The sequence below is a fragment of the Sulfitobacter sp. M13 genome, from assembly GCF_053474885.1.
In genome coordinates this window covers 114,583-128,020 of the sequence record NZ_JBRKBN010000005.1, presented here as the reverse complement: position 1 = coordinate 128,020, position 13,438 = coordinate 114,583, and the positions used below count along the sequence as shown (strand labels likewise).

The window sequence follows — 13,438 nt, the reverse complement described above, 5'->3', positions numbered from 1 at the left end:
GCAATGCCGCTCGTACGGAACACGGATTTTCTTCCCCGTGAACCATACGTGCGGCTTTTTTTGTTTCTGCCCTTCGGGGCCATGAAAGGACATGACCCATGAAAAATACACCCGCACTCCTGCTCGCCTCGACAAGCCTGCTGGCGACGGCGGCTTCGGCCGATATGCTGGCGCTCGAGAAAGAGGAGTTGACGTTCGGCTTTATCAAGCTGACCGATATGGCACCTTTGGCCGTGGCCTATGAGCTGGGATATTTCGAGGACGAAGGGCTGTTTGTCACACTTCAAGCGCAGGCCAACTGGAAAGTGCTTCTGGACGGTGTGATCGGCGGCCAGTTGGACGGCGCGCATATGCTGGCCGGTCAGCCGCTGGCCGCAACAATCGGCTATGGCACGAAGGCACATATCATCACGCCCTTTTCGATGGACCTTAACGGCAACGCCATCACCGTTTCTAATGACATCTGGGAAGACATGAAGCCGAACGTGCCCACGATGGACGATGGCCGTCCGCAGCATCCGATCAGCGCCAGCGCACTTGTGCCGGTGGTCGAAGGGTACAAGGACCGGGGCGAGCCGTTCAACATGGGCATGGTTTTTCCTGTTTCGACCCATAACTACGAGATCCGGTATTGGCTCGCGGCGGGCGGGCTGAAGCCCGGCTATTACAGCCCGCAGGATATCTCCGGCCAGATTGATGCGGATGTGCTGCTGTCTGTGACGCCACCGCCACAGATGCCTGCAACGATGGAAGCAGGCACGATTTCCGGCTACGCCGTGGGTGAGCCGTGGAACCAGCAGGCGGTTTTCAAGGGGATCGGCGTGCCGGTGATCACCGACTACGACATGTGGAAGAACAACCCCGAGAAGGTCTTTGGCATTACCGCAGAGTTTGCCGAAGAAAATCCTAACACCACGCTGGCCCTGACCAAGGCGCTGATCCGGGCGGCGATGTGGCTGGACGCGAACGACAACGCCAATCGCGAGGAAGCTGTTCAGATGCTGTCGCGCTCTGAGTATGTGGGTGCCGATGCCGAAGTGATCGCCAATTCCATGACCGGCTTTTTCGAGTTCGAGAAAGGCGATGTGCGCCCTGCGCCCGACTTCAACGTCTTCTTCCGCTACAATGCGACCTATCCATTCTACTCTGACGCTATCTGGTATTTGACCCAGATGCGCCGCTGGGGCCAGATCGACGAAACAAAGCCCGATGAATGGTATTTCGATACTGCCGCAGACGTGTATCGCCCCGACATCTACCTAAATGCCGCACGGTTGCTGGTTGATGAGGGCATGGCGGATGAAGCGGCGTTTCCTTGGGATAGCGACGGTTTCAAAGCGCCGACACCGGAAACTGATATCATCGACGGCGTCAGCTATGACGGGCGCGCACCTAACGCCTACATCGACAGCCTGCCTATCGGGCTGAAGTCCGGCCAAACGGTCGTTGACAGCAAGGTCGAAGGCTAAGCCCTCCCCCCTTGCTTTGCGGCAAGGGAATGACGCCACTTTCCTCAAAAGCAGCAGTTGGACACCCGATATGACCGCGATTGACACGAACACACTCGACATTGAGGCCCGCCGCGCGCGGCGCTTTGCCCGCATCAACAAGGCCGACGCATGGTTAAATGTATTCGGCTTGTCTTGGATGACACCGATCTTGAAGGCTGCAGCGGGCGACAATCCCCGCACGCAGGCGGGCGAAATCTGGCGGCTTCTGGGCGTGCCGCTCCTGGCAATTGCGATCTTTCTGACACTTTGGGCAACCTTCGCCCCCAAGGTTCAAACGTCGCTCGGGGCGGTACCCGGACCCGCGCAAGTCTGGGAACAGGTCGGCGAACTGCACCAAGATGCTGTCCGCGAGGGCGAGCGTGAAGCTGCCTTTTACGATCGGCAGGATGCGCGCAACGCCGAGCATATCGCAAGCGGTAACGAAGACCGCGTCCGTGATCGCGCCTACACCGGCAAGCCTACCTACTACGACCAGATCTGGACCTCGATCAAAACAGTATTATTCGGTTTCCTCATTGCTTCGGCCGTAGCGATCCCCCTGGGCATCGCAGCGGGCCTGTCGGTAACGGCGAATGCGGCGCTGAACCCGCTGATCCAGATCTTTAAACCGGTTTCGCCGCTGGCATGGCTGCCGATCGTGACCATGATCGTCTCGGCAGTTTATAGCACCAATGACGGTATGTTCTCAAAGTCGTTCCTGATCTCGGCCATTACGGTCACGCTCTGCTCGCTTTGGCCCACGCTCATCAACACGTCCCTTGGTGTCGCCAGCATCGACAAGGACCTTGTTAGCGTCAGCCGCGTGTTGAAGATGAACACCTATACCAAAATCACCAAACTGGTGCTGCCTTCGGCACTGCCGCTGATCTTTACCGGCTTGCGGCTGTCGCTCGGCGTGGGCTGGATGGTGCTGATTGCGGCTGAAATGCTGGCGCAGAACCCCGGCCTTGGAAAATTCGTCTGGGACGAATTCCAGAACGGATCTTCGCAAAGCCTCGCGCGGATCATGGTCGCGGTGCTGACCATCGGCATCATCGGATTTCTGCTGGACCGTGTGATGTATGCGCTTCAGTCCATGTTCACCTTTTCGAATAACCGGTGATCCGCGCTCTGGTAGCGAAGCGATAGCGTAAAAGGAAAGAAATATGAGCATCCTGACATTCAAGAACGTCTCGAAAAGCTATGGCGAAACGCCGGTCCTCAAGGACATCAACCTGAGCGTCGCAGAGGGTGAGTTTGTCGTCATCCTCGGGTTCTCGGGCACTGGCAAGACCACGCTGATCAACCTGATGGCCGGCTTGGAGCAGCCGACCTCGGGTACCGTGGCCTACAAGGGAGAGCCCATCACCGAACCGGGCCGTGAACGCGGTGTGATCTTTCAGAACTATTCGCTGATGCCATGGCTGACTGTGCAGGGGAATGTCGGGCTTGCCGCTGATACGATGTTCCCCGATCTGTCCAAGGAAGAGCGGGCGGCCAAGGTCGATCACTATGTCAACATGGTGGGCCTGTCCCATGCCGCCACGCGCCGCCCCGCGGAACTGTCCGGTGGCATGCGCCAGCGGGTCAATGTGGCGCGTGCGCTGGCGATGGACCCCGAAATGCTGCTGTTAGACGAGCCGCTGTCGGCGCTGGATGCCCTGACCCGTGCTAATCTGGCGGACGAGATCGAGGCGATCTGGGACAAGGACAAGAAGACCTGCGTGCTGATCACCAATGATGTCGACGAAGCGATCATTCTGGCCGACCGGATCATCGCGCTTAATCCAGACGGTACATTGGGGGATGAATTCAAAGTCGACATCGCGCGCCCTCGTGATCGGGTGGTGATGAACAACAACGCCGCCTTCAAGGCGCTGCGGGGACGGGTTACGACCTATCTGATGGATATCGGCATTGCCGCCAAAGTCGAAGAGACGCGCCGACTGCCCAATGTCACGCCGATCCATTCCGTGCCTGCAGCGGTTGCCAAGGCGCAGAATGGCGCGATCCAGGAAAAATTCCTGAATTTCTCGCAGCTCGACAAGGTTTACTCGACCCCGAAAGGGCCGCTGACCGTGGTCGAGAACTTTGATCTAAAGATCAACAGGGGTGAATTCATCTCGTTGATTGGGCATTCGGGATGCGGCAAGTCCACTGTGCTGACGATGGCCGCGGGGCTGAACCCGATCTCGAAAGGTGCGATCCGACTGGATGGGTGGAACGTCGAAGGCGCAGACCCTGAGCGCGCCGTGGTTTTCCAGTCGCCCAACCTCTTCCCATGGCTTTCAGCCAAGGAAAACGTCGCAATCGGTGTCGACAAAGTCTATCCGCGGGCAAGTCTGGCGGAGCGTCAGGATGTGGTGGAATACTACCTTGAACGCGTCGGGCTGGCTGACAGCATGAACAAGAATGCCGCCAGCCTGTCGAACGGGATGAAGCAGCGCGTGGGCATTGCGAGGGCCTTTGCGCTGTCGCCCAAACTTCTCTTGTTGGATGAACCTTTTGGCATGCTCGACAGTCTCACCCGCTGGGAATTGCAAGAAGTACTGATGGAAGTCTGGTCGCGTACCAAAGTGACGGCGATCTGCGTCACGCATGATGTAGACGAAGCAATTTTGCTGGCCGACCGCGTGGTGATGATGACCAACGGACCACAGGCCACCATCGGCAAGATCACGGATGTGAAGCTGCCGCGTCCGCGTACCCGCAAGGCCCTTCTCGAACACCCCGACTATTATGCCTATCGCCAGGAAGTGCTCGATTTTCTTGAGGAATACGAACACGGCAATGCGCCCAAATCGCCTGCCTCTGGCGGGAAACCGAAACCCAAAGCAATCGCGGCGGAGTGAGACCATGAAACAGAAACTTGTCGTTATCGGTGCCGGAATGGCCTCCGGGAGGGTGCTAGAGCACCTTCTGGAGCAGGACCGAGATGCCTATGATATCACCCTTTTCAACGCAGAGGCGCGCGGTAACTACAACCGCATCATGCTGTCACCTGTCCTGTCCGGGGAAAAGACCTATACAGACATCGTGACCCATGATGACGGATGGTATGGGGACAATGACATCAACTGCCGCTTTGGCGAACAGGTGGTGGCGATCGACCGTGCGGCGAAAACCGTGACGGGCGAGAACGGTACGGTGGCCTATGACAAGCTGGTTCTCGGCACAGGGTCGAACCCCTTTATGATACCTTTGCCAGGCCACGATCTGGAAGGCGTCATCGCCTATCGCGATCTGGAAGATACCGAGCGGATGATGGGCTTGGGGGAAGGCAGCAAATGCGTCGTGATTGGTGGCGGGCTGTTGGGGCTCGAAGCCGCTGCAGGCATGGCCGCACGGGCTGTGGACGTCACCGTGGTTCACATCATGGGGCACCTGATGGAACGGCAATTGGACGAGGCGGCAGGGTATCTGTTGCGCCGCGCCCTTATAGACAAGGGCATCACTGTCAGATGCGCCGCAAATTCGAAAGAAATTCTGGGCGAGAACGGAAAAGTCCGGGCGCTACTGCTGGATGACGGCACCGAGCTGCCCTGCGATCTGGTGGTCATGGCAGTGGGCATTCGCCCTAACGTCGCTCTTGGGCAGGCTGCGGGATTGGCCGTTGGCAAAGGCATTCATGTGGATGACCAGATGGTCACTTCTGATGCCGATGTGCTGGCCGTCGGAGAATGTGTGGAACACCAGGGCGCGATCTTTGGGCTGGTTGCCCCGCTATACGATCAAGCAAAAGTCGCTGCGCAGACCCTGTTGGGCCAGCAATCGACCTTTGTAAAAAAAGAACTGTCAACCAAGCTGAAGGTGACCGGCTGCGATCTGTTCAGTGCCGGCGATTTCGGCGATGGCGAAGGGCGCGAAGATATCGTCTTTCGCGACCCGGCGCGGGGTGTCTACCGTCGGCTGGTGATTAAGGACAACGTGGTCATCGGCGCCGTGATGTACGGCGACACCGCTGACAGCAACTGGTTCTTTGGCCTTATCCGCGACAAGACCGATATTTCGGATATGCGCGATACACTGATCTTCGGACCCGCCTACCAGGGGGGGACCCCCCTGGACCCTTTAGCGGCTGTTGCAGCCTTACCGCGTGACGCGGAGATCTGTGGCTGCAACGGAATCTGTAAAGGACAAATCGAAGACGCCATCGCGGCGGGTGCCTCTGATCTGGGCGCGATCAAAGCCGCGACAAAGGCCAGCGCGTCTTGCGGGACGTGCACCGGACTGGTCGAACAGGTGTTGGCCGTCACCTTGGGGGATGAATTTGTCCTCCCCGCCGCGGCTTCGGTCTGTGGCTGTACTGATATGACCCACGAGGACGTCCGGCGCATGATCAAATCGCAGCGGCTGACGTCAATGCCTGCGGTCTGGCAAGAATGCGGCTGGAAGACGCCCGATGGGTGCCACGTCTGCCGGCCTGCGCTTAACTTCTATCTGCTGGCCGACTGGCCGCTGGAATATCGCGACGATCCGCAGTCGCGCTTTATCAACGAACGCAAGCACGCCAATATTCAGAAGGACGGCACCTATAGCGTTGTGCCGCGTATGTGGGGCGGGATCACAACCCCGAAAGAACTGCGTGCCATTGCGGATGCTGCCGATAAATACATGGTCCCGACCGTCAAGGTCACAGGTGGCCAGCGGATCGATTTGCTGGGTGTAAAGGGCGAGGATCTGCCGGACATCTGGGCCGATCTGAATGCTGCGGGCATGGTTTCGGGGCATGCCTATTCAAAGGGGCTGCGTACTGTCAAAACCTGCGTCGGCACAGATCATTGCCGCTTTGGCACCCAAGACAGTACCGGTCTGGGCATCCAGCTTGAAAAAGAGCTGTGGGGCGCATGGACCCCGCATAAGTTGAAACTGGGTGTGTCGGGCTGCCCCCGCAACTGCGCCGAGGCGACCTGCAAGGACATTGGCGTTATCTGTGTCGACAGCGGTTATCAGATCAGCATCGGCGGGGCCGCAGGTATGGATGTCAGAGAGACCGAATTGCTGATGCAAGTCGCAACCGAGCATGAGGCCATCAACGTCATCAAAGCGATTACCCAGCTTTACCGCGAGAACGCCAAATACCTCGACCGGATTTACAAATGGATGGGAAAAGTGGGCATCGACTGGATTAAGGAGACCGTTGAATGCGACCGTAATGCCTTGGTCGAACGCTTTGAATTGAGCCAAACGATCTACCGCAAAGACCCATGGGCAGAGCATGTTCAAACCAAGGCGGATCGCTATCGTCCTTTGACGCGACTTGCACTGGAGGCGGCAGAATGACCAACTGGATTGATATTGCCGCGCTTGAAGATGTCCCACAACGCGGCGCGCGGATGGTAAAGACGGCTCTGGGCTGTGTGGCGGTGTTTCGCACTGCCGAGGACGAAGTTTTTGCCCTCGATAATGCTTGCCCGCACAAGGCGGGTCCGCTGGCCGAAGGTATCGTTCACGGCAAATCGGTGACCTGTCCGTTGCACAACTGGGTGATCGCGCTGGATACAGGCGTGGCACAAGGCGCAGATGAGGGCCGTGTGGCGACCTATCCGGCGCGGGTAGAACAAGGCCGCATTCTGCTGGACAGCGCCGTGCTGCGTGCACGGGTGGCGGCATGACCCTGACGCGCACCGTGTGCCCCTATTGCGGTGTCGGGTGTGGTGTGCTCGCGGGCGCCGACGGCACGATCAAGGGCGATCCGGATCATCCGGCCAACTTCGGGCGGTTGTGTTCCAAAGGTGCCGCTTTAGGCGAAACCATCGATTTGGACGGCCGCCTTTTACACCCCAAGATCGGCGGCGCCCAAGCTGATTGGGAAACGGCGCTTGATCTGGTGGCGCGAAAGTTCAGCGAAGCGATTGCCGAACACGGCCCCGACAGCGTGGCCATCTACGCCTCGGGTCAAATATTGACCGAAGATTACTACGTCGCCAATAAGTTGATGAAGGGGTTCATCGGCGCCGCAAATATCGACACGAATTCACGTTTATGCATGGCGTCTTCGGTCGCAGGTCACAAGCGCGCTTTTGGCACAGATACGGTGCCTGGTACCTATGAGGATCTGGAAGAAGCCGATCTGATCGTACTCGTTGGGTCCAACCTCGCGTGGTGTCATCCAGTTTTGCACCAACGGATTGCCGCCGCGAAAGAAGCGCGGCCGGATATGCGCATCGTCAATATCGATCCACGTCGGACGGCGACGACCGATCTGGCGGATGTGCATTTGCAAATCAGGCCCGATGGCGATGTTGCCTTGTTCAACGGGTTGTTGGCCTATCTCGCAGAGGCGGGAAAGGTTGACACGGCTTATTCTGAAAACCACGTTAACGGGCTTGAAGCGGCGCTTGCGGCCGCGCAGGTCTGCGATCCTGCCGACAGCGGACTAAACGCGCAAGAGCTGGCTGAATTCTATTCACTTTGGGCAAATACGCCCAAAGTCGTCACCGCCTATTCCCAAGGGGTCAATCAATCCGTCTGCGGCACCGACAAAGTGAATGCGATCCTGAATTGCCATCTTGCGACGGGCCGGATCGGCAAGCGGGGCACGGGGCCTTTCTCGCTCACCGGGCAGCCGAACGCCATGGGAGGGCGCGAGGTCGGCGGGCTGGCCAACATGTTGGCCAATCATCTTGAGCTTGGAAATGCCGCACATCGCGATGCCGTGCGCCATTTCTGGGAGAGCCCCACGATCTGCACAAGGCCGGGGCTAAAGGCTGTTGATATGTTTCAGGCCTGCGCCGATGGGCGGATCAAGGCGCTGTGGGTCATATCGACCAACCCTGCCGTGTCCTTGCCTGACGCGGACGGGGTCGCGGCGGCGATTGCGAATGTCCCTTTTGTCGTCACCTCGGACATCATGGAACAGACCGATACCAATGATCTGGCCGATGTCCTTTTACCTGCAACGGGATGGGGCGAAAAAGACGGCACCGTAACCAATTCCGAGCGGCGGGTTTCGCGCCAGCGCGCCTTTCTCCCGGCACCGGGCAGTGCGCGCCCCGACTGGAAAATCATCAGCGACGTGGCCGCGCGTATGGGGTTCGCTGAGGCCTTTGCCTTTCAATCGCCTGCCGAAGTTTTCGCGGAATACGTGGCGCTTGATGCCGCAACCTCACAGTTTCCCCGCGACCTTGATCTGAGCATCTTTGCTGACGCGGATTATGCCAAGCTGATCCCGACCCAGTGGCCGCACAACGGCGCGCGGTTCTTTGCGGACGGGCAGTTCTATCACCCCGACGGCAAAGCGCAGATGTTCCCTGTCAAGGCACCCGCGCAGATCACGTCGCGCTTTACCCTCAACACGGGCCGCAATCGCGACCAGTGGCACACGATGATGCGGACCGGAAAATCGCCGCGTCTTGGGGCGCATCTGGCCGAGCCTTATGTCGAAATCCATCCTGCTGACGCTGCGACGCTGGGGGCGGAGCCCGGTGCGTTGATTGCCGTTCAAAACACCTATGGGCGCACCGTCTTGCGTGCTCTGATCACGCCGCGCGTGGCCAAGGGCCAGCTTTTCGCGCCGATCCACTGGACGCGCCAACGCTCCTCTGCCGGTACCATCAACAGTGTCGTCGCACCTATTACGGATCCGTTCTCGGGCCAGCCTGCGTCAAAATTTGGCGCAGTCTCTGCCGAAGTGTTCAAGGCCAAGTGGTACGGGTTTATTGCAAGCAACCGTGAACCAAAACCGCTGACCCCATACGCCGCCGTTGCGCGCACGCAGACCGGCTGGCAAGCGGAATTGGCGGGCAGCAAGGTGCCCGATGACTGGGAAGCCGAAGCCCGTCGTCTCTCAGGCCACTTCGGCGGGGATGTCTCGTTTCAGTCGGACCCGGCTACGGGTAGCATCCGCATCGCCATTGTGCAGGGCGGTCTGATCACTGCGCTGTTCTTTGCCGCCTCAACCCCTGTCGTTCTGTCTCGTACGGCGAGCATTGGCTTGATCGGTTCCAATACATCCCCGCTGGCTGCCCTTGCAGGTCGAAGCGCATCTGACCAGCCCGATCCGGGCGCTACGGTGTGCGCGTGCTTTAATGTGGGTCGAAATACTTTGCTGGCGGCAGTTACAGGCGGCGCATCCACAGTCGCAGCATTAGGAGAGGTCACATGCGCGGGCACAAACTGCGGGTCGTGCAAGCCCGAGCTCGCAGCGCTGCTGGAACAGACCCCGCAACGGATGGCCGCAGAATGAGCCTCGCCCCCTATGTCCGGATCGTCGCGCGCGGCAAGGGACGTGCGCGCGCAATGACCATGAACGAGGCGCAAGAGGCCATGACGGTGGTGTTGCAGGGCGATGCGGCCCCCGAAGCAGTGGGTGCCCTGTTGATGGTTATGCGTTTGCGCGGGGAAACACCGGAAGAGATCGCAGGCTTCACCGCTGCATTGCGCGCGCATGTGAAGAACAAATTGCCGAAAGCCGATCTTGACTGGCCGTCCTATGCCGCAGGCCGCAGTCGCGGTGTGCCCTTGTTCCTGCTGGCGGCTCGGCTGGTGGGGCAGGCGGGCTACAGCATTTCGATGCACGGATGGAATTCACACCAATCGGCCACTGCTTCGGTGCGCGAAGCGATTGAGCTTGCGGGGCCTGACGTCACCTATACGCGGCTGGAGACGCTGAGCCCGCCTGCGTTTGACGTGCTGACCCTGCGCGATACGCTCGGTCTGCGATCATGTTTCAACACCGTTTTGCGGATGTGGAACCCGTCGGGGGCACAGGCGACGGTGCAAGGCGTGTTTCACCCTTCGTACCGCAGCCTTCAAGCCCAAGCCGCGCAGCTTTTGGGCCAGAAGGAACTGAGCATTATCAAAGGGGGAGGTGGGGAATTCGAGCGCCATCCTTCCAAGGACATCGCTTTGTTCGGTCTGCGAGAGGGTGCACATATTCAACAGGCCGCGGCGCCGATCTTGGACGACACACGCCGCCTGCACGAAGCAGGTGACACAATCGACCTGCATGCCCTTTGGCACGGGCGGGCGGACAATCCCTTTGCCGTGGCCACGGTTACGGGCACAGCAGCACTTGCGCTTTGGACGCTCAAAGCGGTCCCGACACTTAGCCAAGCAGACCAAATGGCCCGCAGCCTTTGGGATCAGCGACACCAGCCAAAGGATCAATCCGCATGAAGACATTTCCAATGTTCCTGCAAATGGCGGGTCGCCGCGTCGTTATCATGGGTGGGGGAGAGCAAGCCGCCCAGAAAACGCGTCTGATTCTGAAAACTGAGGCAACGGTCGAGATATGGGCACCCGCGGTTGATGCTGAACTGTCGGCCCTTGCCGCATCAGGCCGCGTGGCGCTTCATTCCGGTACCATCACACCCGAAAGCTTTTCAGGGACCGCGCTAGCCTTCATCGCTACCGGTTGTCCCGGTGCGGACATGGCACTGCACGCGCTGGCCAAAGAAGGTGGTGCGACCGTCAACGTCGTCGATCAACCCCAGCTTTGCGATGCAATCACCCCGTCGATCGTTGACCGTGATCCGGTGGTTGTGGCCATCGGTACTGAGGGAACAGCACCGGTGCTGGCGCGTCAAATCAAGACAAAACTCGAAGAAATGCTGGAGCCAGGGTTAGGTGATCTTGCCTCCCTTGCAGGCCGGTTGCGGACCAGGGCATCTGCGCGCCTTGGTCCACGCGCACGGCGCGATCTGTGGCGCTGGGTCTTTAACGACAGCCCGCGCTGGATGTTCACCAGTGGTGCTGAACGCGAGGCAGCTAAGCTGATCAAGTCGGCTATCGAGACGGGCGAATTCGGAGCAGCGAAGGGCGGCAGCGTCAGCCTTGTCGGCGCAGGACCCGGTGCCAAGGATCTGATCACCCTGCGCGGTGTGCAGCGCCTGCAAGAAGCGGATGTGATCTATTATGACCGTCTACTTGATCCCGAAATCCTCGAGCTGGCGCGACGCGATGCCGAGCGTATTTACGTTGGGAAGGCACCGGGTTGTCATAGCTGGCCGCAGGAAAAAATCACGCAGACCTTGGTGATGTCCGCCAAACGCGGCCAGCGTGTCGTGCGCCTTAAATGCGGTGATCCGGGGGTGTTCGGACGCAGCACAGAAGAAATTGATGCGCTCAAAGCCAACGGTATCGACTTCGAGATTGTCCCCGGTGTTACAGCCGCCTGTGCCGCAGCCGCGAGTAGCGGTGCAAGCCTTACAGATAGGGGGAAAATCGATACCTTGGTGTTGACGACCGGCCACCGCCAAGATGGCTACACGGTGCCTGAACCGGTCAGGGACATCAAGGCCGGCACATGTGTAGCACTTTACATGGCCGTGGGTGCTGCACCGCAGATTGTAAAGCACCTTGAGACAGCGCATCCGGGTGTTCATTTTGATACTCAAATCGTCGCGAAAGCGCAGCGCAAGGATCAGAAAATCCTCAGTTGTTCGCTTGGTGATCTTGAGCCAACGCTAGTCGCCAATAAGGTCGCAGGCGAGGCAATGGTGTTCATCCGTTGGTCGCGGGAAGCGCACCAGGTGGATATTATCTGCTCGGCGCAATCCATGCATGGCAGACCTGGAATGCATGATAATCTGACGTCCAGATTGCGGGACCAAAAGCCCGTTTATTTTGATAATGCCGAGGCGTCTATCGGGCGACGTCAGAAAAGGGCGTAACACGAGTTTTGGCCGAGGTTAGCCAGATGTTCCACCTACCCAACTCGACGGTGCATTTCTACTGCGGTGGCAGGTCAACATGGTAGGTTAAGCCCGATGTATGTTTGCCAGCGATAATGCTGTACTTGGTTCGGTTATCCACAGTTATCGACGGCTGACGTATATGTGGTTTCATGTTGATGGCTTAAAGTGATGGGTAGAACAGGAGCCCCTCATGCACACGACCTTCAAACACGTGGTACATCACGTGAACGCCAATCCAGCCATTTATGTCGGCCATGCGCTGTGGTCTCGGGTAATGCCATCTAGTGAACGGATGAGGGTCTCTAATATGTTGTCGGGCGTAAGCGATCCTTTGTTTGCGTTCGGGTCTGACGTTCTGGATTATTACCGCGCGCCGCAGGGCCCACAGGTTAGCCGTGGCATGGCAAGTGGCCACAGGTTGATCAAGTCCATTGAGGCGACCACTGCGCAATTTACTACCCTGAATACTCGCAGCCTCAACGACCCGCGACATTTCTGGACGCGGCGCGCGATTTCACGGGGTGCAAATCTTAAGACGCTGGAAGAGGCGCAGATGTCCAAGCGACTTGCGATCCTCGATATGCCAAGCGCGCGGTTGATCATGATGTCGTTGCTGATGGCTGCCGACAAGTATTCCAAAAAGCTCATCGGGCTTATGTCGTTCGACGAACCCTATGCCTTGTTTCAGAGCTTTCCGCGCGCCCACCGCGTTTTTGGGTGGGTCTTTCCAGCATTGGAAAACACGGGCGTCGATCTCACTCGATTTTTTGATGATATGTCCAAGCTTAAGCCCGCGCAGAAGTTTCCGGTAAAGCACGCCTCCGCTCGTCTGGTGCCCGCGCTGAAGCTGGCATCTTAGCTTGGCGGGCGGGTAGGTTGATTGTCCTGCAAGAGTTCTTGAAGACGCTCCGAGGGCAATTCCCGTTCAGACAGCAGATCCTCAGCCAGTTTGATGACGAGAGGGCGCTGCATTTCAATAATCTCGGCGGCTCTGATGTGCGCTGCTTGAAGCAAAGGCTCAATCTTGTCGGTTGCACCGGCGGGCAGGGCGGAGTGAGCCGCATGCATGAGCTGGTCGCCAAGGCCCCATTCGAACAGCATGCGGCCCACCAGTTGGGTTGCGATTTCAAGATCAGAACCTTTCCCAAGCCCGGCCCCGTTGGAGTTCTCACCCAAAAGCAACTCTTCCGCAGCCCGGCCGCCCAGCAACGCGGCAACACGGTTCAGGGCGCTCACACGGTTCTCAAGAGGGCTATACAGTAGGTCGATGAACCCGCCTGCAAGGGTGATCGTTGGGCTACCCCCCCG

10 protein-coding genes are annotated in these 13,438 nt (G+C 58.7%); 9 read left to right on the top strand and 1 reads right to left on the bottom strand.

What is annotated here, in order from left to right; genetic code table 11:
* Positions 1-98: 98 nt before the first annotated feature.
* The 9 genes from ACVBAU_RS18470 to ACVBAU_RS18430 all read left to right on the top strand — a co-directional run bounded on the left by ACVBAU_RS18470 (position 99) and on the right by ACVBAU_RS18430 (position 12,989).
* On the top strand, positions 99-1,469 hold the full coding sequence (locus ACVBAU_RS18470; RefSeq protein WP_448329805.1) for a CmpA/NrtA family ABC transporter substrate-binding protein: 1,371 nt from the start codon (positions 99-101) through the stop codon (positions 1,467-1,469).
* Positions 1,470-1,539: 70 nt separating this feature from the next.
* Complete coding sequence (locus ACVBAU_RS18465; protein ID WP_448329804.1) at positions 1,540-2,613, top strand: ABC transporter permease; 1,074 nt, start codon at positions 1,540-1,542, stop codon at positions 2,611-2,613.
* 43 nt (positions 2,614-2,656) lie between these two features.
* Complete coding sequence (locus ACVBAU_RS18460; protein ID WP_448329803.1) at positions 2,657-4,342, top strand: ABC transporter ATP-binding protein; 1,686 nt, start codon at positions 2,657-2,659, stop codon at positions 4,340-4,342.
* A 4-nt stretch (positions 4,343-4,346) separates the two neighbouring features.
* Complete coding sequence (gene nirB, locus ACVBAU_RS18455) at positions 4,347-6,773, top strand: nitrite reductase large subunit NirB (protein ID WP_448329802.1); 2,427 nt, start codon at positions 4,347-4,349, stop codon at positions 6,771-6,773.
* Positions 6,770-7,105, top strand: a complete 336-nt coding sequence (nirD, locus tag ACVBAU_RS18450) for a nitrite reductase small subunit NirD (RefSeq protein ID WP_273054484.1) — start codon at positions 6,770-6,772, stop codon at positions 7,103-7,105. The genes nirB and nirD overlap by 4 nt, the downstream gene beginning before the upstream one ends.
* On the top strand, positions 7,102-9,678 hold the full coding sequence (locus tag ACVBAU_RS18445; RefSeq protein ID WP_448329801.1) for a nitrate reductase: 2,577 nt from the start codon (positions 7,102-7,104) through the stop codon (positions 9,676-9,678). Before nirD ends, ACVBAU_RS18445 begins: the two co-directional genes overlap by 4 nt.
* Positions 9,675-10,610: a glycosyl transferase family protein gene (locus ACVBAU_RS18440; protein WP_448329800.1), complete on the top strand. Its 936-nt coding sequence runs from the start codon at positions 9,675-9,677 to the stop codon at positions 10,608-10,610. The genes ACVBAU_RS18445 and ACVBAU_RS18440 overlap by 4 nt, the downstream gene beginning before the upstream one ends.
* Positions 10,607-12,106, top strand: a complete 1,500-nt coding sequence (gene cysG / locus ACVBAU_RS18435; protein ID WP_448329799.1) for a siroheme synthase CysG — start codon at positions 10,607-10,609, stop codon at positions 12,104-12,106. The genes ACVBAU_RS18440 and cysG overlap by 4 nt, the downstream gene beginning before the upstream one ends.
* 214 nt (positions 12,107-12,320) lie before the next feature.
* Positions 12,321-12,989, top strand: coding sequence for a hypothetical protein (locus ACVBAU_RS18430; RefSeq protein WP_448329798.1), 669 nt, complete (start codon positions 12,321-12,323; stop codon positions 12,987-12,989).
* On the opposite strand, the gene ACVBAU_RS18425 is transcribed toward ACVBAU_RS18430, so the two are convergent.
* The gene (locus tag ACVBAU_RS18425) at positions 12,986-13,366 is read right to left on the bottom strand and encodes a hypothetical protein (protein WP_448329797.1); all 381 of its coding nucleotides are present in this window, start codon (positions 13,364-13,366) and stop codon (positions 12,986-12,988) included. The genes ACVBAU_RS18430 and ACVBAU_RS18425 overlap by 4 nt on opposite strands.
* Positions 13,367-13,438 lie beyond the last annotated feature (72 nt).

What these genes read in the sequence shown, in the direction of transcription:
- ACVBAU_RS18445 (WP_448329801.1), top strand. Translation starts at nt 7,102, where the DNA reads ATGACCCTGACGCGCACCGTGTGCCCCTATTGCGGTGTCGGGTGTGGT.
- ACVBAU_RS18470 (WP_448329805.1), top strand. Translation starts at nt 99, where the DNA reads ATGAAAAATACACCCGCACTCCTGCTCGCCTCGACAAGCCTGCTGGCG.
- cysG (WP_448329799.1), top strand. Translation starts at nt 10,607, where the DNA reads ATGAAGACATTTCCAATGTTCCTGCAAATGGCGGGTCGCCGCGTCGTT.
- nirB (WP_448329802.1), top strand. Translation starts at nt 4,347, where the DNA reads ATGAAACAGAAACTTGTCGTTATCGGTGCCGGAATGGCCTCCGGGAGG.
- ACVBAU_RS18440 (WP_448329800.1), top strand. Translation starts at nt 9,675, where the DNA reads ATGAGCCTCGCCCCCTATGTCCGGATCGTCGCGCGCGGCAAGGGACGT.
- ACVBAU_RS18430 (WP_448329798.1), top strand. Translation starts at nt 12,321, where the DNA reads ATGCACACGACCTTCAAACACGTGGTACATCACGTGAACGCCAATCCA.
- ACVBAU_RS18460 (WP_448329803.1), top strand. Translation starts at nt 2,657, where the DNA reads ATGAGCATCCTGACATTCAAGAACGTCTCGAAAAGCTATGGCGAAACG.
- ACVBAU_RS18465 (WP_448329804.1), top strand. Translation starts at nt 1,540, where the DNA reads ATGACCGCGATTGACACGAACACACTCGACATTGAGGCCCGCCGCGCG.
- nirD (WP_273054484.1), top strand. Translation starts at nt 6,770, where the DNA reads ATGACCAACTGGATTGATATTGCCGCGCTTGAAGATGTCCCACAACGC.